The 22,441-nt window shown below is 39.9% G+C and carries 17 protein-coding genes and 1 pseudogene; 7 read left to right on the top strand and 11 right to left on the bottom strand.

Annotation, left to right across the window (positions count from 1 at the left end):
* Nucleotides 1-457: pseudogene (locus B9T33_RS12850) on the top strand (permease); the annotation flags it as partial.
* Nucleotides 458-518: 61 nt separating this feature from the next.
* On the opposite strand, the gene rdgB reads toward B9T33_RS12850, so the two are convergent.
* The 9 genes from rdgB to B9T33_RS12805 form a co-directional block, all read right to left on the bottom strand.
* Complete coding sequence (gene rdgB / locus B9T33_RS12845) at nt 519-1,145, bottom strand: RdgB/HAM1 family non-canonical purine NTP pyrophosphatase (protein ID WP_086179300.1); 627 nt, start codon at nt 1,143-1,145, stop codon at nt 519-521.
* A gap of 104 nt (nt 1,146-1,249) precedes the next feature.
* Nucleotides 1,250-1,840, bottom strand: coding sequence for a tetratricopeptide repeat protein (locus B9T33_RS12840; protein WP_086179299.1), 591 nt, complete (start codon nt 1,838-1,840; stop codon nt 1,250-1,252).
* Nucleotides 1,837-2,430, bottom strand: coding sequence for a methionine biosynthesis protein MetW (metW, locus tag B9T33_RS12835; protein ID WP_067763682.1), 594 nt, complete (start codon nt 2,428-2,430; stop codon nt 1,837-1,839). Before metW ends, B9T33_RS12840 begins: the two co-directional genes overlap by 4 nt.
* A complete protein-coding gene (metX, locus tag B9T33_RS12830) occupies nt 2,430-3,590 on the bottom strand; it encodes a homoserine O-succinyltransferase MetX (RefSeq protein ID WP_086179298.1) in 1,161 nt (386 codons plus the stop codon). Before metX ends, metW begins: the two co-directional genes overlap by 1 nt.
* A 104-nt stretch (nt 3,591-3,694) precedes the next feature.
* The gene (gene leuA, locus B9T33_RS12825) at nt 3,695-5,392 is read right to left on the bottom strand and encodes a 2-isopropylmalate synthase (protein WP_086179297.1); all 1,698 of its coding nucleotides are present in this window, start codon (nt 5,390-5,392) and stop codon (nt 3,695-3,697) included.
* Between the two features lie 268 nt (nt 5,393-5,660).
* The gene (locus B9T33_RS12820; protein ID WP_086179296.1) at nt 5,661-6,758 is read right to left on the bottom strand and encodes an alpha-hydroxy acid oxidase; all 1,098 of its coding nucleotides are present in this window, start codon (nt 6,756-6,758) and stop codon (nt 5,661-5,663) included.
* On the bottom strand, nt 6,755-7,438 hold the full coding sequence (locus B9T33_RS12815; RefSeq protein WP_086179295.1) for a Fe2+-dependent dioxygenase: 684 nt from the start codon (nt 7,436-7,438) through the stop codon (nt 6,755-6,757). The genes B9T33_RS12820 and B9T33_RS12815 overlap by 4 nt, the downstream gene beginning before the upstream one ends.
* Nucleotides 7,439-7,537: 99 nt before the next feature.
* Nucleotides 7,538-9,835, bottom strand: coding sequence for a catecholate siderophore receptor Fiu (locus tag B9T33_RS12810; RefSeq protein ID WP_086179294.1), 2,298 nt, complete (start codon nt 9,833-9,835; stop codon nt 7,538-7,540).
* A gap of 299 nt (nt 9,836-10,134) precedes the next feature.
* A complete protein-coding gene (locus B9T33_RS12805) occupies nt 10,135-12,456 on the bottom strand; it encodes a TonB-dependent receptor domain-containing protein (RefSeq protein WP_086179293.1) in 2,322 nt (773 codons plus the stop codon).
* 269 nt (nt 12,457-12,725) lie between these two features.
* Between B9T33_RS12805 and tig the strand changes: the two genes are divergently transcribed.
* The 4 genes from tig (at nt 12,726) to B9T33_RS12785 (ending at nt 17,071) form a co-directional block, all read left to right on the top strand.
* A complete protein-coding gene (gene tig, locus B9T33_RS12800) occupies nt 12,726-14,057 on the top strand; it encodes a trigger factor (protein ID WP_086179292.1) in 1,332 nt (443 codons plus the stop codon).
* Nucleotides 14,058-14,251: 194 nt separating this feature from the next.
* The gene (gene clpP / locus B9T33_RS12795; protein ID WP_067763662.1) at nt 14,252-14,857 is read left to right on the top strand and encodes an ATP-dependent Clp endopeptidase proteolytic subunit ClpP; all 606 of its coding nucleotides are present in this window, start codon (nt 14,252-14,254) and stop codon (nt 14,855-14,857) included.
* Between the two features lie 29 nt (nt 14,858-14,886).
* On the top strand, nt 14,887-16,197 hold the full coding sequence (gene clpX / locus B9T33_RS12790; RefSeq protein ID WP_086179291.1) for an ATP-dependent protease ATP-binding subunit ClpX: 1,311 nt from the start codon (nt 14,887-14,889) through the stop codon (nt 16,195-16,197).
* A gap of 160 nt (nt 16,198-16,357) precedes the next feature.
* On the top strand, nt 16,358-17,071 hold the full coding sequence (locus B9T33_RS12785; protein ID WP_086179290.1) for a DUF2846 domain-containing protein: 714 nt from the start codon (nt 16,358-16,360) through the stop codon (nt 17,069-17,071).
* 106 nt (nt 17,072-17,177) lie between these two features.
* On the opposite strand, the gene B9T33_RS12780 is transcribed toward B9T33_RS12785, so the two are convergent.
* Nucleotides 17,178-18,704: a fumarate hydratase gene (locus B9T33_RS12780; protein WP_086179289.1), complete on the bottom strand. Its 1,527-nt coding sequence runs from the start codon at nt 18,702-18,704 to the stop codon at nt 17,178-17,180.
* 730 nt (nt 18,705-19,434) lie between these two features.
* Between B9T33_RS12780 and B9T33_RS12775 the strand changes: the two genes are divergently transcribed.
* Together B9T33_RS12775 and B9T33_RS12770 are read left to right on the top strand one after the other, a co-directional pair.
* Nucleotides 19,435-19,815: an Imm41 family immunity protein gene (locus tag B9T33_RS12775; protein WP_086179288.1), complete on the top strand. Its 381-nt coding sequence runs from the start codon at nt 19,435-19,437 to the stop codon at nt 19,813-19,815.
* Between the two features lie 40 nt (nt 19,816-19,855).
* Nucleotides 19,856-20,188, top strand: coding sequence for a hypothetical protein (locus tag B9T33_RS12770; RefSeq protein WP_086179287.1), 333 nt, complete (start codon nt 19,856-19,858; stop codon nt 20,186-20,188).
* 86 nt (nt 20,189-20,274) lie between these two features.
* On the opposite strand, the gene pta is transcribed toward B9T33_RS12770, so the two are convergent.
* Nucleotides 20,275-22,416 (bottom strand): phosphate acetyltransferase, encoded by a 2,142-nt coding sequence (gene pta / locus B9T33_RS12765; protein WP_086179286.1) that lies wholly within the window; start codon nt 22,414-22,416, stop codon nt 20,275-20,277.
* Nucleotides 22,417-22,441 lie beyond the last annotated feature (25 nt).

Here is a 22,441-nt window from a genome sequence, read left to right as displayed (position 1 = left end):
TAAAAAAGTGGCGATGTCACCGCCAGTATTTGCCTTGATGATTGCTGGTGTGTGCCGACTGATCGGTTTGCAACATCTACAAGCGCATCAGTTGTTGGATGTGTTGTATCAAGTGGCTAAAGTGGGAATGAGCTTTACGGGTATGTGTGTACTCGGTATGTGGCTGCGACAAACCAAAGTACAGTGGATTGATTTACTCAACAGTAGTCGTATATTTATCATGAAGATTACAGTTGGAGTGGTGATTTGTAGCCTGACCTATTGGCTGATTCCAATTCCACAGATCGAAAAGTACATTGGCGTGATGTTTATGCTGTTTTGCTTGCCGCCTGCAGCCAATATTGTGGCGCTTGAAACCCATTATCAAGGAACAGGTGTTTCAGCGCGCTATATCGCTGCTGGAACGATTATGAGCTGTGTAGTGATAACGATATATGGTGCAATTTTGCATTTATAAGATCAACATTATAAAAACCAAAAAGTTCTCCCTCCCTATGGGAGAGAGTTATAGCGATGAATTATTTCACTAAGCTCGCTTTAAACAGTTTCATTGCCTGACCACGATGACTGATTTTATTTTTCTCTTCTTTTGAGAGTTCAGCGCTAGAGACATTGAGTTCGGGTAACCAAAATAATGGGTCATAACCAAAGCCGTTTTCGCCACGTGCCGCTTCCATGACTTCACCTGTCCAAATGCCTTGGAAAATTTGAGGGAGTGGATCTTCTGCATGTTGTACCAAAGCCAAGACACAAACAAACATACCTTCAATGACTTCGCCTTCTTTACGAAGCGGTTTTAGTTTGTGTAGCAGTTTTTCATTATTGGCTGCATCATTGCCATGTTCACCTGCAAAGCGTGCAGAGTAAATGCCTGGTGCGCCGCCGAGTACAGGCACACAAATGCCTGAGTCATCGGCAATGGCAGGTTTACCTGAAATTTTTGATGCATGACGCGCTTTGATAATGGCATTTTCGACAAAGCTTAAACCGTCTTCAATGGCATCTTCGATGTTTAATTGACCTTGAGGAACCACTTCAACAGGAAGTTTCAGTTCTGCAAACATTTTTTCAAATTCTGCAATTTTACCTTTGTTATTGCTTGCTAAAACAAGCGTGCCTTGGGATAGCCAATCGGTTGAAGACATGTGAAGATGTACCTTAAAACTAAATTTGGGACTATTTTAGCAAGATGTGGATTCAGACAGGCAATAAAAAAGCACCCGAAGGTGCTATTTAAGATTCAAAAAACTTATTGTGCTTGAATCCATTTGTCGGCACGGTCACGTGCTTGACGAATTTGGTCTTGGCTTAAGTTGGCTGCCAAAGCAGTTTTCTTACCTTCAGATAAGCTGATCACTTTGTTGTCGAGCATGCCATCACGGGTTGAAAGTTCATACCATTGGTATGCACCCATGTAGTTTTTCTTTTGCTCTTCCATCATCGCTAAGTTAAAGCTTGCGCGGTTATCACCACGGCTAGCCGCTTTTTCAAAGTATTGACGAGCGAGACTTTCATCTTTTTTAGTGCCAATACCGTCAGCCAACATACGACCAACATTAAGCTGCGCAGCAGATAAACCTTGATCTGCAGCGGCTTTATACCAAGCAAAAGCTTGACGCTCATCTTTAGCAACGTCTTTACCTTGTTGATACTTGGTGCCTAAGTAGAACTGCGCACCTGCTTGACCAGATTTAGCTGCTTTACTTAGACTGTTAATATCCATCACTGAATATTGTGCAGCTTGGCTAGAAACTGAAGATGATGGAGTAACATAATCCGCATGGGCTTGTATGCTAAAAAGTCCAATCAGTAGCGTCGTGCTTAATAATAATTTTTTCATAGAGCGCTCACTCGATAAATTGCGACTTCACCAAATAGATTTGGGAGACGTTTACTGAGTAAACTGTCTTGTTGATCCCCATTTACGGCAAGTCGGTTAATAATCCGGATGTTATTTTCAGCACACAGCGCTTCAAAATCTCGGAAGGTACATAAATGAATATTGGGCGTGTTATACCACATATAGGGTAACGCGTCCGAAACAGGCATCATTCCTTTCAGAGCAAGGAAAGAACGTGTCTTCCAATGCGCGAAGTTAGGAAAAGTAATAATGGCTTGTTTCCCCACACGCACCATGTCTCGTAAAAGAACGTCTGGTGCATCTACAGCTTGCAAGGCTTGTGCCATAACGACATAGTCAAAAGACTGATCGGCAAATCGGCTTAAACCTAAGTTTAAGTCCTGCTGGATGATATTTAACCCGCGACTGACCGCAATTGCAATCTTTTCCTGATCAATTTCTAATCCATATGCGCGAATATTATGCTTTTTGCTCATATGTGCAAGCAACTCACCATCACCACAACCTAAATCAAGTACGCTTGAATCGGGTTTAATCCAACGTTCAGCCAGTTGATGATCAATACGCATTAGTTGGTCTCCTTCGGTGTTGCTTGCAGGTGTTGTTCACCACCTAGGAATGCACGTAAGCTTTTTATATATAAAGGAATCGGGAATAAGAATGAGTCATGACCCTGTTCGGCATCAATGTCGAGATAGCTCACAGGTTTGTGGTTGCTAATTAATGCATCTACAATTTCTTGCGAGCGTGCAGGGGTGAAACGCCAGTCGGTCGTGAACGACACCACCAAAAATTTACATGTGGTATTCGACATGGCTTTTTTCAAAGACTGTTCGTATTCACGCGATGGATCGAAATAGTCCAAAGCCTTGGTCATAATGAGATAGGTATTGGCATCAAAGTTACGGCTGAATTGCTCACCTTGATAACGCAAATAGCTTTCGACTTGGAATTCGACATCGAAACCATACATAAATTTGCCCGACTTTAAGTCACGACCAAATTTTTGTTTCATGGCTTCTTCAGACAAGTAGGTAATATGACCGACCATACGTGCCAAAATTAAACCGCGTTTTGGATAGCTATCGTTTTCCAAATAACGCCCATCATGGAAGTCTGGATCAGATAAAATTGACTGACGTGCCACTTCGTTGAAAGCAATGTTCTGTGCAGACAATTTTGGTGCACTGGCAATAATGACGCATTTTTGCAGACGATCAGGATAATCCACCGACCACTGTAAGGCTTGCATCCCCCCGAGGGAACCACCAATCACTGCATACCATTGCTGAATGCCTAAACGGTCAGACAGCATGGTTTGGGTTTTGACCCAGTCACGCACAGTCACCAATGGAAAATCAGGACCATATGGACGATTGTCATTTTCAGGATTTGGAGAGGTTGGACCTGTAGAACCGCTACAGCCACCAATATTGTTGAGCGCAACCACAAAGAATTTTGAGGTATCAATCGCTTTGCCTGGTCCAATACATGCGTCCCACCATCCCGGTTTGCGGTCATCTTCGTGATGATAACCTGCTGCATGGTGATGACCTGAAAGTGCATGACAAATCAAAATCGCATTGGATTTGTCTGCATTCAATTCGCCATAAGTTTCAACCATGAGTTCAAAACGTGGGAGGATGCGATCGCATTCGAGCTCTAACGGCTCTTCAAAAGTAAACTTTTGCGGGGTAACTAAGCCCACTGAGTCAGCTGGAAAAGACACAGGAATTATTCGCCTTAAATCTTTAGTATGAATAATAAAAGGATACCACTTGAGGGTATCCTTCTAAAGTCATTTTAGTGCTATTTGTTATTTATAGCGCTGAATTAGACGGCTGCTGCAATCAATTGTTCAGTGCTTAAAACGCCTTGGTCAATCAAACGATTGGTGCTGGCAATAATCGCTTCAATTGAAGAAGTCACGATGTTGTCATGGACACCTGCACCAAATGCAGACTTACCAGTGCCTTTCACTTGAAGTTCAATCAACGCTAAAGCTTTGGCATGTGCACCTGAACTAATGCTGCGCTCTTCGTAGTTTAATACGTCGATTGGCAACTGTAATGCGTTCAAGATTGCAGAGATTGGACCGTTGCCTTCACCGCGCAATTGCTGAATTTCACCATTGATTTCAACATCAAGCTCAATGACTTGCTTGCCATTTTCATCGTGTAAACGATAGTTCTTCGCTGAGTAATGTGAATCTTTCGCTGCAACATAAGTATCTTTGAACAAGCTCCAAATGGCTTGAGCCGAGATTTCAGTACCGTCTTCATCGGTTTTTTGCTGAACGATTTGAGAGAATTCAATTTGAATACGACGAGGTAATACCACGTTGTAATTTGATTCTAACAAGTATGCGATACCACCTTTACCTGACTGTGAATTGACACGAATGACAGCATCATAGTCGCGACCCAAATCTTTCGGATCGATTGGTAAGTATGGCATATCCCAAATTTCTTCGTTCTTTTGGAACTCGAAACCTTTTTTGATTGCATCTTGGTGTGAACCAGAGAATGCAGTAAAGACCAAGTCACCTGCATATGGGTGGCGAGGATGTACGGGCAAGCCTGTGCATTCTTCAATGGTCGAAATAATTTCGTTAATGTTAGAGAAGTCTAAGTTTGGTGCCACACCTTGGGTGTACATGTTCAAAGCAATCGCTGCAACGTCCACGTTACCAGTACGTTCACCATTCCCAAATACACAACCTTCAACACGGTCAGCACCTGCCATAATGGCTAATTCTGATGCCGCAATACCACAGCCACGGTCATTATGACAATGTACGGAAATGATCACACCATCACGGCGTTGTATGTTGCGGTGCATCCACTCAATTTGGTCGGCATAAACATTCGGGCCAGAAACTTCAACTGTAGCAGGTAAGTTCAAGATCACTTTATTAGTTGGAGAAGCTTCCCAAATTTCAGTCACAGCATCGCACACGTCTTTGGCAACTTCTAATTCTGTTGCAGAGAAACATTCAGGGCTGTACTGGAATACAAATTCGGTTTCAGGCTGTTTCGCAGCATACTCTTTCACTTTTTGAGCAGCATTGATCGCCAATTGTTTTGCACCAGCAACATCAACATTCAACACTTTATTACGGAATGTTGGTGAGTTTGAGTTGTAAATATGCACGATGGCACGTTTTGCACCTTGTAAAGATTCAAATGTGCGTTGAATCAAATGATCACGTGCTTGAACCAAAACTTCGATGTAAACATCATCTGGAATATGACCGCCTTCAATCAACAAACGGGTAAAGTCGAAGTCGATTTGCGATGCAGAAGGGAAGCCAATTTCAATATGTTTGAAACCAATTTTCACAAGCATTTGGAACATTTTGAACTTTTGTTCAATGTTCATTGGCTCAAAGATCGCTTGGTTACCGTCACGTAGGTCGGTACTCATCCAGATTGGCGCTTTGTTGATTTCGTTATTCGGCCATTGACGGTCTGGTAAGTCAACACGCTGGTACATGCGACGGTATTTTTTGCTTGGATCTGCCAACATCATGTGAAAACTCCTTATAGCACCATCAGCTAAATGTCGTGGATAAACGGCAAGGTACTACTTATATAGATTGTGTCTATTCTAACCATTTACAAGTTTAAATTCGGAGTCTTTAGTCGTAAGTCAGCATAAATCCTTTAGGATTCACATCACTTAGCTTTACCGTATAACTTGTAAACCTATAACTAAATATTAGTTTAATTATTCCGAAAATAATTTCCTATTTTTGCGCTATAGGTTTATTTGAGGAAAATATTTTTCTATAAAATCACTATTTTTGAAAAATATAATCTGTTGAGATTTCATTTACGGTAGCCGTTCCCATTAAGGCCATCGTAATTTCAAATTCTTCTTTTAATATTTTGAGCACATGAGCCACACCCAAAGCGCCAGCTGTTGCTAAACCATAGATACAAGGACGCCCAACTAAAACTGCCGAAGCACCCAAGGCAATAGCTTTGAATACATCAGAACCACGACGAATGCCGCCATCATATAAAACAGGGAAATCAGCAGGCACAACTTTTTTAATTAGTTGTAAAGCGGTTAAAGGGGGAATGCAGCCATCCAGTACCCGTCCACCATGATTTGATACGATGATACCTTGTACCCCATGTTGCAGTGCGAGTTTTGCATCGTGTGGATTGACAATGCCTTTGAGAATAATGGGCAAACTGGTTTGTTGGCTGAGCCATGCAATATCATCCCAAATGGGCGCGATTTTCATTAAACCTTGAAATAGGGGATGTTCATTTTCATTAGTTTGAGGTTGTTGAATAAAATGATGAGGTTGTGGTTCATGTTTAGGTAATTCAAAAAAAGCATGTCTCTCTCGATCTCGAATTCCTGAGTGTGGAGAGTCAATAGTAACCACTATAGTTTTATAGCCATGTTCTTCTGCCATTTTAACCAAAGCGAGAGATCTTTTGCGTTCACCTTGCCAATACAGCTGAAACCATTTATACGGATTATCTTTTTTAAGTGTACGCATATCCGTATTGGTAAATGTACTGAGGATCATATTGCAACCCATAACTTCAGCGGCTAGCGCGGTTGCAGCTTCTGCATCGGGATGAAACTGTTGTTGATGCCCAATAGGTGCAATAAATATTGGGTGCGGAAAACGTTGGCCTAAGATCTCAATATGGGTATGACCTTGGGTCAAATCTTTCAGCATACGCGGTAGTAGTTTTATGTGTTCAAACTGAGACAAATTGCCACGTACACTGTGTTCATTCATCGAACCACCTTGTAGGTATTGCCACACCATATGAGAAAGGTGCAGTTCAGCCTCTTTTTCGTAATCGGCAATGGTTTGCAAATGAGCAGGAATCTGAGTAAGTGGTTGTAATGTCGATTGTTGACTCATAGATCTGCCCATTGACGTAAAAGATTATGGTAATGGTTCGTCAGTTGTAAAATTTCTTTGGTATCGCCTAAATTTTGTCGTAATTGCATAATCGTCAGATCTAAATTAAAGAGCATACTTCTCTGCCAATCATCTTTGACCATGCTTTGTACCCAAGTGCATGCAGCAATACGGGAGCCTGAAGTAACTGGTTCAACGCGATGTAGACTAGTCGCTGGATAAACAATTGCATCGCCAGCATCTAACTTTACTTCGTGTTCACCATAAGTATCTTCTATGATCAGTTCACCACCTTCATATTCATCAGGTTCTGATAAAAAAATGGTCATTGAGACATCTGTACGAACAGTCTTATTTTTTTCTTTATAGTAATGGATTGCATTGTCGACATGATTACCATAATGCCCCACGTTCTGGTAACAATTGAATAATGGGGACAATATTTCATTCGGTAATGCAAAAGACTGAATGAGCATACTTTCTTTAATTTGCTGTAATACTTGCTGACTTAATAGTTGATATAGCTCACTGTTTGAATTGATTTGTAAGTTTTCTTTGATATTTTGAGCTTGTGCTCCAGCTGAATTTTTTCCTGAAACCCATTGATTATCTTGGTTCATCGCTTGTCTGATGCTTTGAACTTGTTGCTTTGAAAGGACATGAGGGACATGAAGAAGCATAATGTAACCTTAATCTAATTTTAATCAAATCTACAAAACATAAGCATAAATAAAAAAAGCCCTAATACAAGATTAAGGCTTTTTTTTAGAATATTTAATTTAGAATTTAAAATTAAATGTCAGGCGATAGTTACGTTCTGCACCTGCTGTGTAGCGTAATCCACCACGGTTAATGCTGCTAATATAGTCTTCATCAAACAAATTGTTGATGTTGAACTGAATGCCAACATTTGGGGTTGCTTGGTAGCCAACCATTGAATCAAATACCCAATAATCAGGAATGACAGAAGGTCCAACTTGGTTACCATCTTTATTTTTGGTCATTTCGCCGTTATAGCGCGCACCACTGCCAATCGTCCATTTATCCATATTGTAGGTTGTCCACAATGTGAATGCATCAGATGGTGTAAATGGCATTTTACTTGAACCATCTGCTGAAACTTGTTGGCCGCTCGCAGCTTGGGTTACATTTTTAATGTCTGTTTTTTGGTGTGTATAACCAGCAGTAACTTGCCAATTGTCATTGATGTTACCAATCACACCAAGTTCAACACCTTTAACCGATTTTTCACCAGTTTGGTAGTATTCTTCCCCATCTTTTTCCAACTCATTTGTGAGTTCAGTTTGGAAAAGTGCGCCCGTTAAAAGTAGTTTATTCTCGAAAAACTCCCATTTAGCACCAACTTCAATGGTTTCAATTTCTTGAGGATCAAGTTCTAAATTGTTGTTGCTGCTAGCTGAACCAGATGGAGCAAATGCATTGGCATTACCGATACCATCACCACCTGTAATTGTACCTGGTGCTTGTTGCTGGATAGCGTAGTTAGCATACAAGCTACCATTTGCTGTGGGTTTGTAGAGTGCACCGACTTTCCAGTTAAACAGATTGCCATCATCTTTAAGATTAATGGCTTCATAGTTAGCAGGTTGTCCTGAAGCCGCCGTGTTCACGAAAGAATCTGAGTCTAGTTTATAATGATCAAGACGGACGCCACCATTCACAGAAAATTGTGGTGAAATTTCAATAGTGTCGAAGGCAAAAATAGAGTAAGTATCCATTTGACCTTCAGAATCACCATTACCATTGGTATTTCTGACTAAAGCTGTATGTACAGTGCCTTGTGGATTATAAAGTGAATTTGTACCCGTAACTGTAGCTGTCCAACCACGTGTTTTCATTTCTTCACGTGTAAATTCAACCCCTGTGCTGACATCATGTTTTAAGCGGCCTGTATTGAAACTCGTAACCAAGCTAGTTTGGTTGGTAATAATCTCATTTTCAGTATCGCTATTATTTGCACTGCCAGAAACACGCATTGCGGTAGGATCATTCAGGTCTGTTGACGTTGTTGTGTAGGCATTACCCGAGAAAGTGGTTAAATATTGATGCTCTGTTTTACCCCAACGAGAGGTATTCTTGATTTTCGTATTATCTGATAAATCATATTCTAGACGAGCAGTTGCCATGTCAGCAGTGACATCATCAAAGTCTTCAGGTGCGCCATAATAGTTTGACGTATCCACTTTATGGCTATTTAGATATGGTGCAAGACTTTTAATAACTGCATTACTACTTTTAGTCGCATCAAACCCAGGTAAACCAACAGTTGGTATACCACCATCTAATACGTTGTCTTGTTCAGTGTGTAAATAGTCGAGGAAAAGGCGAAGATCTGTACCTAAACCAAAACCAGCTGATAGTGCAGCAGCCCATTTTTCATTTTCAACACCGTCACGACCAATACCGTCTGAGCTTTCACCCATAGCATTAAAACGAATGGCAGTTGTATCGTTTATTGCTTTATTGATATCAGCAGTCGCTCGGTAATATTCATCTGAGCCGAAGCCAAGAGTTGCATTATTAGAGTCTTGAAGTTTTGCTTCTTTCGTAGATAAATTGATTGCACCTGATGCGGCAGTACGACCATTATCCGTCCCAGCAGGGCCTTTAAATACTTCAATTTGTTCGTAGTTAAACATGTCTCGAGTAACGTTACCCAAGTCACGTACTCCATCAATAAAAATACTATTTGCTGTATCAAAACCACGCATGGTAACAGCATCACCAGTATTCATACGTCCATTTTCACCAAGAGAGAACGTACCTACACCAGGAACATTTCGAAGTGCTTCCGTCAGAGTTGTGGCATTTTGTTCTTTTAATACTTTCTCAGGAATAATGGCCATGGTCTGAGTAGTGTTTAGTTGAGATTGCGTAAATTTATCAGATGACGCTTTCTCGACTTTGTAATTCTCTTTTTTTACAGTTTGATAAATCGTATCGAGTTGAGTGACATTTTGATCTCCTTGGTCTGCCATTGCATTCGCTGCAACGATTGAAAGAGAAGAAGCAATTGCCGAAGAAAAAATTTTCTTACGTGTTTTAATGAAGGCCATTTCGAACCCGATTTGGAATAGTGAATTTGTATGCGAATAATAATGATTCTTATTTGTTCTTACACTATTATAAGATTGTAAATCACGATAAATAATCACATTGTGATAGTAGTATTTAATGTAATGATATAACAAGTATTAGTTAAAATTATGTTTTTATTAGATATTGATAAAATTTGTTATTAATTTGTATTTGATTGAGATTATAAATATAGCCATGATTGTGAATTAAATAAGCATAAATCGTAAATTGTTGATGTAAAAAAACCTGCCGAAGCAGGTTTTTTACTTAATGAAATTTAAAACTTCGTGTTAATACTTAACCAGTAGCTGCGTGATTTGTACTTATTATTGTAGTCATCACGATAGCTAGGGGTGTAATCACCATTGGCATCCGCAGTAAATGTAGTTTTGTATGTGGTGAAGTCTTCATCGAATAAGTTGTTTACACGAGCATTTACAGTAAACATATCATTGATTTTATATGAACTGCCTAAATGGAAAACTGTAGAATCTTTGAAATATAAAGCTTCATTTGTGTCCGCATTTACTTGGTCAAAACGGTCCGCACGGTATTCAGAGGTTAAGAATAGATTGATTGAATCTGTTGCTTTCCAATCGAGTGTTGCATTAACCATATGCTTGGCAGTATTGCCAAGAGGTAGGCCTTTTTCAGCACCACTTTTCTGTTCGCTATCTGTATAAGTGTAGTTTGCACGTAAAGAGAGTTGATCGAGCAGCTGTAATTTTCCAGCCAGTTCTAGCCCTTGAATAACAACCTCATCAATATTGACAGTACGTGTAGTAGATGAATAGCCAAGATCTTGATATTCACCTGTATTTGCGCAGATTAAACCTGTAGTGCCACCGCATGCCTGAGAGTCAATTTTATCTTCAAATTTATTATGGAAGACAGTCGCATTAAAGTTATGGCCTGCTGGATGCTGCCAATATGCGGCTAACTCTGAGCTAATACTTGTTTCAGGTTCTAAATCTGGGTTACCAAATTGTGGAGAGGTTCCTTGACCGCCAAAACCGACAATGCCGTCATAAAGCTGAGTGGTTTTAGGTGTTTTATAACCTGTACTTACACCACCTTTAACTGTAAATGCATCACTAAAGTTATATACGCCGTATAAGCGAGGACTTAATTGGTCGCCAAAAACTTCATGATTGTCATAACGTAAACCAGTTGTTAAGGCGAAAGGCTGTGTGATTTGCCATGTATCTTCAGCAAATAATGACCACATATTATGATCTTGGACTTGTGCTGGCGTACCAGACTCCATACCAAAAACACCATCGGTTAATTCACCGCGGATAATTTGAGTTCCAACAATCACATTGTGTTCACCTGCCAGTTCAAATGGCATAGCTACATTTGCATCTAGTGTATATTGGGCACTTTCTAAAGTACGTGATGGACGAGGTAAGAATGTTGCTTCTGCAATCTTTTTACGTTCCGCTTCTGATAGCCCCGCATAATTGCCTGTGCCATTCAGCATTTCAAGAAGTTGTTTTCGCTCTGAAACAGTGAATGGTAATGTACGACCTTTGTTATTGGTCTCCACGTGCGCCAAAGATACAAAGCTTTTACCGAAATTCCATTCGCCTTCATGGGTTAAAGACCATGTGTCACGCGTAAATTTTTGCTCTTTAGCATAGCCTGCACGAGGGTCTGCACGGGTGCAAGGCTTGGCTGTTGTACAATTTTGACGCCAAATCGAATCAATGCTGTCGACCGTACCTAACTGACCTTTATCGTTATCATATTCTTGTTGAGAAGTATCAATATCAGCCCAAACCGTTTGATTATCTGAAATATTCCAAGATAAGCGGGCACCTAATGACATATTTACATTATTTACAGTACGTCCACCACCGCCAAAACCTAATGTACGGTCATGCACGACGCCGTTTGGATCTGTAGCAGGCGCATATGTAGGATTTGATTCATCCCGCTCATATAAACTGCCACGTACTGTTAGTCCTAATTTATCTTTAATCAGCGGCCCCATAAGATTGAAATCAATGGTGCTGTCTGCACCAAAATCATCATTTTCTTCAAAAGTCCGACTATGAGTCACAGACCCTGACCAACTATCTGATACTTTTTTTGTAATGATGTTGATTACACCGCCCATTGCATCTGCACCATAAAGGGTAGAGGCAGGACCGCGAATAACTTCAATACGTTCAATTGAATCTAGAGGTGGGATATGGTTGAACTGGTTGCCACCAAAACTGTTTGGATAAATGTCGCCATGGTTATTTTGGCGCTTACCATCAATGAGAATAAGTGTGTAATCACCACCCATACCACGCATAGAAATAGAGCCTTGCCCTGTTTTATCGTTGGTCTCGCCAATATCTACACCTTCAAGCTCGCGTACGGCATCCAGTAAAGTCATGTATGGCTTTTTTTCTAATTCAGCTTTGGAAATGACAGAAATACTGGCAGGTGCATCCTTGATTTTTTGTTCAAAGCCAGCAGCAGTAACAACAATGGTCTCCATCTGTTGAGCTTGAGATTCAGCCGTTTCAGCATGTGTGAAACTTGCAGTGGTTACGATTGCCCCAATTAAAGCAGCGGAAATAGGGTTGAGATTAAAATTACTCATAAAAGAATTCCAAATATGGACGAGATAAATGTATGAAAAAAATTAAAAAATGTAGCATTAAGAATAATAGTGAGAAAGTTTCTCATTTTCAATAATTAATTAAAAAATAACCAAAATTAACTAAAAAACTTTAAAATGATCTAAATGTGAGAAGGGCAGCCTAGGCTGAATTTATGGTGTTATAATCCCTCTTTGTATATCTTTAATTGTTGTCATATAATGTGGCACTTTTTTTAAAACTGTTTTATTAACAAATTATCGAGGAAGCCATGCAAGTAACTTCTGAAGCGGTTTCGGGCGTTGCCCGTCGTTTAAATGTATCTGTACCGACGAGCCGTATTAACGAGCAGTTTGAAGCTCGCTTGAAACGCACTGCCAAAACTGTGAAGATCAACGGCTTCCGTCAAGGTAAAGTGCCTGTAAACGTTGTTCGTCGTGAATACGGTGCTGGTATCTACCAAGAAGTAGTTAACGACATCATTCGTGACACAGTATTCGAAGCAATCCAACAAGAAAAAATCAATGCTGTTGGCATGCCAAACATCGAAAAAACTGAAATGAAAGATGATGCTTTAGTTTATGAAGCAACTGTTGAAGTTTATCCAGAAGTTGAAGCGAAATTCGAAGGTCTAGAAGTTGAACGTAAAGCAACTTCAGTAGACGACAAAGACGTTGAGAAGATGATTGAAAATCTTCAAAAGCAACGCGCTTCTTGGGCTGAAACTAAAGGCATGGCTAAAAAAGACATGCAAGTAACTTTCGATTTCGAAGGTACTGTTGATGGCGAGAAGTTTGAAGGCGGCGCAGCTGAAGACTTTAAACTTGTTTTAGGTTCTGGTCGTATGATCCCTGGCTTCGAAGACGGTATCGTTGGTATGAAGAAAGGCGAAGAGAAAGTTATCGATGTAACTTTCCCTGAAGACTACCAAGCTGAAAACCTTGCTGGTAAAGCTGCTCAATTCAAAATCACTGTGAAACTTGTTGAAAAACAAAAACTTCCTGAAGTTGATGCTGAATTCTTAAAAATCTTCGGTCTTACTGAAGAAGAAGGCATCGAAAAACTGAAAGCTGATGTTCGTAAAAACATGGAACGTGAAGTGAAAAACGGTCTTCGTAACCAAGTGAAAGGTGCAGCTTTTGATGCGCTTGTAGCTGCAAACGAAGTTGAACTTCCAGAAGCTATGGTTGCTCAAGAAATTGACCGTCAACGTCAACAAATGATCCAACAGTTCACTCAACAGTTTGGTGCTCAAGGCGCTAAAGCGTTTGATTCAAGCATGCTTCCAGATGACCTTTTCAAAGAGCAAGCTGAAAAATCAGTGAAACTTGGCGTATTGGTAAGCAAAGTATTGGCTGATGCTAAACTTGAAGTTGATGCTGCACGTGTTGATGCGTACATCGAAGACATGGCTTCTTCTTACGAAGATCCAAAAGAAGTGATTGAATACTTCAATAACGATAAACAGCAACGCGCTCAAATCGAATCAGTAATTCTAGAAGATCAAGTTGTAGATCACATCTTAGCATCTGCTAAAGTAACTGATACTCAAGTTAGCTACGAAGACTTATTGAAAGAGCAACAAGCTCGTCAACAAGGCTAATTTTAGCTTTCAAAAAAAAGGCGCATTAAGCGCCTTTTTTTATCGAAATTTGCCCCCAAATAAGTTGTCCTGATTTCACAATGCTTATGAAAAAAATATCTGTTATTTAATTGGGAATCTTTTGCAATTTCGACAAATATCCCTCATATTGTGATTTATGGGTTGAGTCAGAAAAATTTAGGAATAAATAACGTATGTATGTTCCAACAATTGAAAACGCACTAGTGCCAATGGTGGTTGAGCAATCTTCTCGTGGCGAGCGTTCTTTTGATATTTACTCACGCCTTTTGCGTGAACGTGTGATTTTTTTAACAGGTGAAGTTGAAGACAATATGGCGAACTTAATTGTTGCGCAAATGTTGTTTTTAGAAGCAGAAAACCCAGACAAAGATATTCATTTATATATCAACTCACCAGGTGGTTCAGTTACTGCGGGTATGGCAATTTACGATACCATGCAATTCATTAAGCCTGACGTTGTTACATACTGTATGGGACAAGCGGCATCAATGGGTGCATTCTTACTGAATGCAGGGACCAAAGGTAAACGTTACTGTCTTGAAAATGCGCGTGTCATGATTCACCAACCGCTCGGTGGTTTCCGTGGTCAAGCATCAGACATTGAAATTCATGCACGTGAAATTCTGTTTATTAAAGAACGTTTAAACCGTTTAATGGCAGAGCACAGTGGTCAAGACTACGAAACTGTTGCTCGAGATACTGACCGTGACAACTTTATGACAGCACAAGCTGCAAAAGAATACGGTCTTGTGGACGAAGTTTTATCTAAACGCCCATAAGTTTTAAAGAATTAATTATTGGAGTGAATATGTCCGAACATCCTCAAGGACAAAAGCATTGTTCATTTTGCGGTAAAACGCAGTCTGAAGTCGGGAAACTGATTGCAGGTGAGGACGCGTACATCTGTAATGAGTGTGTGGACGTATGTCTTGACCTAGTTCAGACTAGTCAGCAAGTCGAATCGAATGATTGGGCAACTCGTCCTTTACCGAAACCACATGAAATTCGTGCTGCACTGGATCAATATGTGATTGGTCAAGATATCGCGAAAAAGACCTTGTCTGTAGCAGTTTATAACCACTATAAACGTCTGAAAGTCGGTACGAGTGGCAAGAAACCTGAAGATGGTGTTGAGATTTCAAAAAGTAACATCATGTTGGTTGGACCAACAGGTTCAGGTAAGACATTACTTGCTCAAACACTTGCGCGTCTACTTGACGTTCCATTTGCTATGGCAGATGCAACAACTTTAACTGAAGCGGGCTATGTCGGTGAAGATGTTGAGAACATTGTTCAAAAACTCCTTCAAAAAGCAGATTATGATGTAGAAAAAGCCCAAAAAGGCATTATCTATATCGACGAAATCGACAAGATTACCCGTAAATCTGAAAATCCATCGATTACCCGTGATGTTTCTGGTGAAGGCGTACAGCAAGCTTTACTCAAAATGATCGAAGGTACGGTTGCATCAATTCCGCCACAAGGTGGACGTAAGCATCCGCAGCAAGAGTTCATTCAAATTGATACGTCAAACATCCTGTTCATTTGTGGCGGTGCTTTCTCTGGTTTAGAGAAAATCGTGCAACAACGTCAGGAAAAAGGCGGTATTGGTTTTACTGCTGAAGTACGCAAGAAAGATGAAACGAAAAAGTTATCTGATTTGTTCCGTCAAGTTGAAGCGACAGATTTGGTGAAATTTGGTCTCATTCCAGAGTTCATTGGTCGTTTACCTGTGATTGCGACATTGGATGAGTTGGATGAAGATGCATTAATGCAGATTCTAACTGAGCCTAAAAATGCTTTAACTCGTCAATATCAATACTTATTCGATATGGAAAATGTCGACTTGGTGTTTGAAGATTCTGCGTTACGTGCAGTGGCGAAAAAAGCATTAGATCGTAATACGGGTGCGCGTGGTCTACGTTCAATTTTGGAAAATTCATTACTTGAAACTATGTACGACTTACCAAGTCGTAATGATGTAGGGACTGTTGTGGTGAATGAAGCTGTGATTAATGGTGAAGCAGCGCCAGAATTTAAAGCAGAACGCCAACCCAAAAAAGATGAAGCGGCAGCGCCTAAGTCGGATTTGAAAGTTGTAAACTCTAAATCTGCATAATCGCTGTTCGTCCGAAACGTGTGTAAATCTAAGATTTGCACACGTTTTTTATTTCCCAAAATAAAAATGCAATGTTAATCTCAGCAGGATGGCGTGGATGCCTGAAAGCAAAATTTAAAACAAGACATGTAAAATAAAAAAGACGCAGTGAGGGATAATCATGCGTGGAGTCGCAATTCTACTTTTAAGCAGCTTGGCTTTACTGGGTTGTCATGGAAAATCTTCGATTGAGAAACCTCAGTTGGCTTCGACACTGAAACCCGTTGATCCTGAAAGTGAGCCCGGTCATATCGAGCAATATCGTTTAGGCATGTTCACTATTGGTGGTTGGGTCAATCAAAAACAAGGACAACATTTTCAGGAGATCAAACCACAGCATGAACAAGCTGCAGTGGTGTATTTATACCGTCCAGATTCGAAATGGAACCGTCAAGAAATTGTCGCAACCAGCCTATTTTTAAACGGTGAACGCATTCCAAGTTTGCTTAATAATCATTATTACTGGGTGGAAGTACCCGCAGGGAACTATCGACTTTCGAGCAGTCGTCCGCTGGGGATTAACCATTTTCAAAAACCTAAATATTTAGATTTTGTCGTGGAAGCAGGGCAGTCTTATTTTATTAAATACGATGAAGAGAATTTATCGAGTAAACGAACTGTTTCTGGTCCTATTTTACTGATGCCTGAAAAAGTGGGGCGGAATGAAATTGCATTTACTGAGTTAAAGTCCAATAGCTTTAACTTTGTTGCAGAAGATCAAAACTCGGGTAAAGTCCGTAAACATGCACAAAAACTAAAAGCCCCTGAATATAATCCGAAAGAGGATGTACAACTTACTAAAGCGTTTAAAATTTGGAATCCTCTGACTTGGTAGTTTGGTGTTTGAATAAAGTGCTTGAACTAAGTTTAATTGTCAGCGTTTAAATGCTGAACGCATAAAAAAAGCACCCTTATGAGGGTGCTTTTTTTAGTGTGGCAAATTAGCCTGCAGCAGCGTCAACTACTGGGATTTTACCAATTTTTGCTTGCCAGATTTTCGGTGCAGTCGCATGTATAGATGTGCCATTTACGTCTACAGCGACAGATACAGGCATATCTTTCACTACAAATTTGTAGATTGCTTCCATGCCTAAATCAGCAAAGGCAACAACTTCAGCTTCACGGATCGCTTTAGATACTAAGTATGCAGCGCCGCCTACAGCCATTAAGTAAGTCGCTTTGTTGTCTTTAATTGCTTCAATGGCAGCAGGACCACGGTCAGCTTTACCGATCATGCCAAACATGCCAGTTGCTTCTAACACTTGACGAGTGAATTTATCCATACGTGTTGCAGTTGTCGGACCAGCAGGACCAACGACTTCATCACCAACAGGATCAACTGGGCCAACGTAGTAAATGAACTTGCCTTTAAGGTCGACAGGAAGTTCTTCACCTTTGTTCAGCATATCAACCATACGTTTGTGCGCAGCGTCACGACCTGTATAGATTGTACCGTTAAGAAGAAGTGTGTCACCTGGTTGCCAAGCGTTCATTTCTTCTTGTGTGATGTTGTCTAAGTCAACACGTTTAGAAGTTGATGAATCCCAAGTTACAGCAGGGTAGTCTTCTAGGCTAGGCGCTTGAATGTGCGCAACACCTGAACCGTCTAATTGGAAATGTGCATGACGCGTTGCAGCACAGTTTGGAATCATACCCACTGGTTTACCTGCAGCGTGACATGGGTAATCTTTGATTTTGATATCAAGAACAGTGGTTAAACCGCCAAGACCTTGAGCACCAATACCTAAAGCATTTACTTTTTCGAAGATTTCAATACGAAGTTCTTCGATTTGGCTTTGTGGGCCACGACGAAGAAGTTCATCCATATTGATTTCTTCCATCAATGCTTCTTTAGCAAGCATCATGGCTTTTTCAGCAGTGCCGCCAATACCGATACCGAGCATACCAGGAGGACACCAACCTGCACCCATTGTTGGAACAGTTTTCAGTACCCAATCCACGATAGAGTCAGAAGGGTTAAGCATAGCCAGTTTAGATTTGTTTTCTGAACCGCCACCCTTAGCAGCAACAGTAATGTCGACTTTGTTACCCGGTACGAGTTTGTAGTGAATTACAGCAGGCGTGTTGTCTTTGGTATTTTTACGACCAAAAGCAGGATCAGCTAAAACTGATGCACGAAGAATGTTTGAGTTTTCAAGATAACCTTGACGTACACCTTCGTTAATTGCATCGTCTAGGCTCATGGTTAAATCAAATTTAACGTCTAAGCCCACTTCAAGAAATACGTTCACAATACCCGTATCTTGACAGATAGGACGATGGCCTTCCGCACACATACGAGAGTTAATTAAAATTTGTGCAATCGCGTCTTTAGCGGCTTTGTTTTCTTCACGGTCATACGCACGGCTCATCGCTTGGATGAAGTCTTGTGGGTGATAGTAAGAAATGAACTGAAGCGCATCTTTAACCGATGTGATCAAGTCATCTTGCTTGATAATAGTTGTCATACAAATATCTCTTGAGCGGGCTGATAGCTAGCGGGCTAAATTATAAGGTATAAAGCGTGTTTTGTGGGTGTTTTGCTTAATCTTTGGCCGAAAGTTTAATGTGCTGTCATAAATTGGGTTTTCGCTGCCATAATTCATCAAAATATGACATTTGAACTGTCATATTTCGTGAAATATTTGTCATAAAAGTTGCCGTAAATGAATTTTTAATTTACTAAGTTGTTGAAATATATATTTATAATAATTATTTCTAATATTTCACATTTGTCATATAACTGTCATAAAACTTTTACATAATGACCTCATCAAAGTTAGAGTGTAAATGTATGGTTACTTCAGTTTTATCCGTGATTGGTTTTTCTCTGTTTATCGCAGCAACTTGGTTCTACGGTCAACAAGAAGATCAAGCCTAAAGCTTTATCTTCTTTTTTTTGCTTTAAATTTTATAAAAATAATATTCTTCTTCAAATCTTCAAATCTTCAAATCTTCAAATCTTCAAATCTTCAAATCTTCAAATCTTCAAATCTTCAAATCTTCAGTTTTAATTATCAATTTTGTATAAAAGCATCCTAAAAGTGAGTCTGAAAAGTGACAAATCCTGAAAAAATTCAAATTACTGGTGGTTGTACTTTTTTAATTTATAGTAATTATTTGATTTTTATATATAAATAATAAATATTTTGTATGGGTGTATTGTATTAATTTTAGGAAAACTTTAAAGAAAAAATTATGAATGCAAAAGAAATTATTCTACGTAACTTTCCCCATAATGGCTTATATGATGACTCATCATTCTTAGGAAAACTGCATGAAGAACAATTATGGAATATTGAAGAATATTGGCTTTTAGAATGGGGAATTTATAATCTTGAAAAAAGCGCATCTGAAAAGTTAGATTGGGAAGTTTTTAGAATTTTTAGCAGTATTATGTTGTCTATTAGCTCTCATTTAGATAAAAATGACTACTTTAAAATAAAGAATTTAAAGCGCCCTAAACTTTATGAACTGAGGGAAAGGGTTCAATTAGTATTTGAAGGTTATTTCTCCAAAACAATGCCTGAGCAAAATATTTTTGAAGAGGTTAACCCTTTACTAATACCCTTTATTTAACATTATGACGATTCTACGAAACTAAAATAAAGGGAAAGGTATGGAATCAAAAGAATTAGCTAGTCTGCTCAAAAAAGGAATTATTAACGAAAACTTAGAAATCTATAAAGGATTGTTCACTGACTACTCACTATCAGAAATAAAAGATCCTTATTTTATTGATGCAATAAGTTTTTTTAATACTTTACCAGATGAACATAAGCGAATTTTTTTCTCGATATTACAACAAGTAATGATTGATTCGATCAGTAATGTACTAGGTGTTATTGATGGTAGTTCAAGTTTGTCAGAACGCGATGGTGATTTTTCTTTGCTCTACGAGGGTAAACCGCTTGAATATTTACAAGACAATTTTTTATCTCAATTTGAGTAAAACTAGCTATTTAACATAATAGAGGTTATACAAAATAAAAAACCACCCAATCTTTCGAAAGGGTGGTTAAAAACTCGAAACTAAAATTAAGCTTCTTGCTGTTCGGATTGAATGGCCGTTAATGCAATGGTAAACACGATGTCATCGACCAACGCACCGCGTGACAAGTCATTTACAGGTTTATTCAAACCTTGCAGCATTGGACCTACGCTCACCACATTTGCAGAACGTTGTACGGCTTTATACGTCGTATTACCTGTATTTAAATCAGGGAAAATAAATACGTTGGCACGACCTGCCACTTTCGAATCAGGTGCTTTAGAGCGTCCCACACTTTCAACCGATGCAGCATCGTACTGAAGTGGACCATCAATGAGTAAATCAGGACGACGCTCTTTGGCAATACGTGTTGCTTCCGCGACTTTTTCAACTTCTGCGCCAGCGCCTGAAGTGCCAGTAGAGTAAGAGATCATCGCAATACGTGGGTCAATACCAAAGGCTTTCGCAGAGTCTGCTGATTGAATTGCAATCTCAGCCAATTGTTCAGCATCTGGATCTGGGTTGATCGCACAGTCACCGTATACATAAACTTCGTCAGGTAACAGCATAAAGAAGACTGAAGACACCAATGAATAATCAGGTGCGGTTTTAATCAACTGAAATGCAGGGCGAACTGTATTGGCAGTGGTATGAACTGCGCCTGAAACTAAACCGTCAACTTGGTCAAGTGCCAACATCATCGTCCCAAGAACAACCGTATCTTGCAGTTGTTCTTTGGCCTGTAATTCATTGATTTTGCCTTTACGCAGCTCAACCATTTTTTCGACATAGTTATCGCGAATCAAGTCTGGGTCAATGATTTCTAAATCATGTGGTAACTCAATATTGCGTGCTTTTGCCACTTCAACCACGTCTTCAGGTTTTGCCAATAAAATACAGTGAGCAATACCACGTGATTGACAAATAGCCGCAGCTTGAATGGTACGCGGTTCATCACCTTCAGGCAGGACAATACATTTTTTTGCAGCAATGGACTTTTGCACCAATTCATGACGGAACGCAGAAGGGGAAAGACGAGGCTGGTATGAGCCATTTAATACTTCTGTAATCCAATCTGCATTGATATGACTAGAAACAAAACGTGTCACTTGTTCGCCACGTTCAATATCATCGACAGGAATTTCATTGCCGAGATTTGAAAGTTGTTGCGCAGTCTCAAAGGTGCTTAATGACGTATGTAAAATTGGTAAGCCTTGCTTAATCGCAGTTTGGCAAAAATCTAGCACTTGTTGGTTCGGTTGATGATGTTCGGTTAAAACCAAGCCTGCTAATGGAATGCCATTGCTACTTGCTAGACTTGAAGCCAACAACACATCAATACGGTCAGATGCGCTAATGATCAGCTCACCTGCAACAAATTTATGCAGCTCATGTTCAATATTTGAAGCAACTAAACTGCTATGCAGCACACGGCGATGTGCAGCATCACCTTGGTTAATCCATTCAGCTTGAATGTGTGCAGCTAAATCTGACATACGCGGCACACTCAGTGTATTGCTGAATGGTACAAGGCCAATGACTGGCAATTGTGCAGTGCCTAACTGAGGATTAATTTGTTGTAGAGCACTGATAAACTTATTGGTATCACTAACTAGACGTAGGTCTGGATCAATGGTGACAGGGATTTGCGCTGAATCTTCAGGCAGCCCGCGTGTACGCATGAACAAAACACCTGCCGTACGTTCAGAAGCTGCACCACCAAATTGACGGATTGAGCTTTCAATTTTATCTGCGGTTTTAGTTGGGTTGTTAATGTCTGCAGTGCTAACAATAATCACTTTGGCATCAAGTGCTTTGGCGAGTGTTACATTTAACTCAGCAGCAAATGAGTCACGATTATTTGGAACTAAACCTTCAACAATAATCAGATCATGCTTTTTGGCTACTTCACGATGGAGGCGTACCGCTTCTTCGAGCAATTCATCACTTTCATCATGGCTCAGTTGTTTCGCAATGGTCGCATGATGGATCGGTTCTACCGTTTCTGTATCAAATAAGTGACGGTATAACGCAGTAGTACGATCTAAGGTATCTGCCACATGTTCTTGTGAGAAAGGTTTTAAAAAGCCTGCTTTAACACCTTGGCATTCTAATGCGTAAATTAAACCTAAGCATGCAGATGTTAAACCTACACCTTCCCCAGTTGGCACGAGTAAAATTGTTTTCATACAGTGTCTAATTGAATACTAAAAA

Source organism: Acinetobacter sp. ANC 5054, from assembly GCF_002135295.1.
In the GTDB taxonomy this organism is placed as follows: domain Bacteria; phylum Pseudomonadota; class Gammaproteobacteria; order Pseudomonadales; family Moraxellaceae; genus Acinetobacter.
Note: the sequence above shows the minus strand (reverse complement) of the source record. Positions and strands in the feature narration are given on the sequence as shown.

What these genes read in the sequence shown, in the direction of transcription:
- B9T33_RS12805 (WP_086179293.1), bottom strand. Translation starts at nt 12,456, where the DNA reads ATGAGTAATTTTAATCTCAACCCTATTTCCGCTGCTTTAATTGGGGCA.
- B9T33_RS12780 (WP_086179289.1), bottom strand. Translation starts at nt 18,704, where the DNA reads ATGACAACTATTATCAAGCAAGATGACTTGATCACATCGGTTAAAGAT.
- B9T33_RS12785 (WP_086179290.1), top strand. Translation starts at nt 16,358, where the DNA reads ATGCGTGGAGTCGCAATTCTACTTTTAAGCAGCTTGGCTTTACTGGGT.
- B9T33_RS12775 (WP_086179288.1), top strand. Translation starts at nt 19,435, where the DNA reads ATGAATGCAAAAGAAATTATTCTACGTAACTTTCCCCATAATGGCTTA.
- metW (WP_067763682.1), bottom strand. Translation starts at nt 2,430, where the DNA reads ATGCGTATTGATCATCAACTGGCTGAACGTTGGATTAAACCCGATTCA.
- clpP (WP_067763662.1), top strand. Translation starts at nt 14,252, where the DNA reads ATGTATGTTCCAACAATTGAAAACGCACTAGTGCCAATGGTGGTTGAG.
- B9T33_RS12820 (WP_086179296.1), bottom strand. Translation starts at nt 6,758, where the DNA reads ATGAGTCAACAATCGACATTACAACCACTTACTCAGATTCCTGCTCAT.
- rdgB (WP_086179300.1), bottom strand. Translation starts at nt 1,145, where the DNA reads ATGTCTTCAACCGATTGGCTATCCCAAGGCACGCTTGTTTTAGCAAGC.
- tig (WP_086179292.1), top strand. Translation starts at nt 12,726, where the DNA reads ATGCAAGTAACTTCTGAAGCGGTTTCGGGCGTTGCCCGTCGTTTAAAT.
- B9T33_RS12815 (WP_086179295.1), bottom strand. Translation starts at nt 7,438, where the DNA reads ATGCTTCTTCATGTCCCTCATGTCCTTTCAAAGCAACAAGTTCAAAGC.
- B9T33_RS12840 (WP_086179299.1), bottom strand. Translation starts at nt 1,840, where the DNA reads ATGAAAAAATTATTATTAAGCACGACGCTACTGATTGGACTTTTTAGC.
- pta (WP_086179286.1), bottom strand. Translation starts at nt 22,416, where the DNA reads ATGAAAACAATTTTACTCGTGCCAACTGGGGAAGGTGTAGGTTTAACA.
- leuA (WP_086179297.1), bottom strand. Translation starts at nt 5,392, where the DNA reads ATGATGTTGGCAGATCCAAGCAAAAAATACCGTCGCATGTACCAGCGT.
- B9T33_RS12770 (WP_086179287.1), top strand. Translation starts at nt 19,856, where the DNA reads ATGGAATCAAAAGAATTAGCTAGTCTGCTCAAAAAAGGAATTATTAAC.
- B9T33_RS12810 (WP_086179294.1), bottom strand. Translation starts at nt 9,835, where the DNA reads ATGGCCTTCATTAAAACACGTAAGAAAATTTTTTCTTCGGCAATTGCT.
- clpX (WP_086179291.1), top strand. Translation starts at nt 14,887, where the DNA reads ATGTCCGAACATCCTCAAGGACAAAAGCATTGTTCATTTTGCGGTAAA.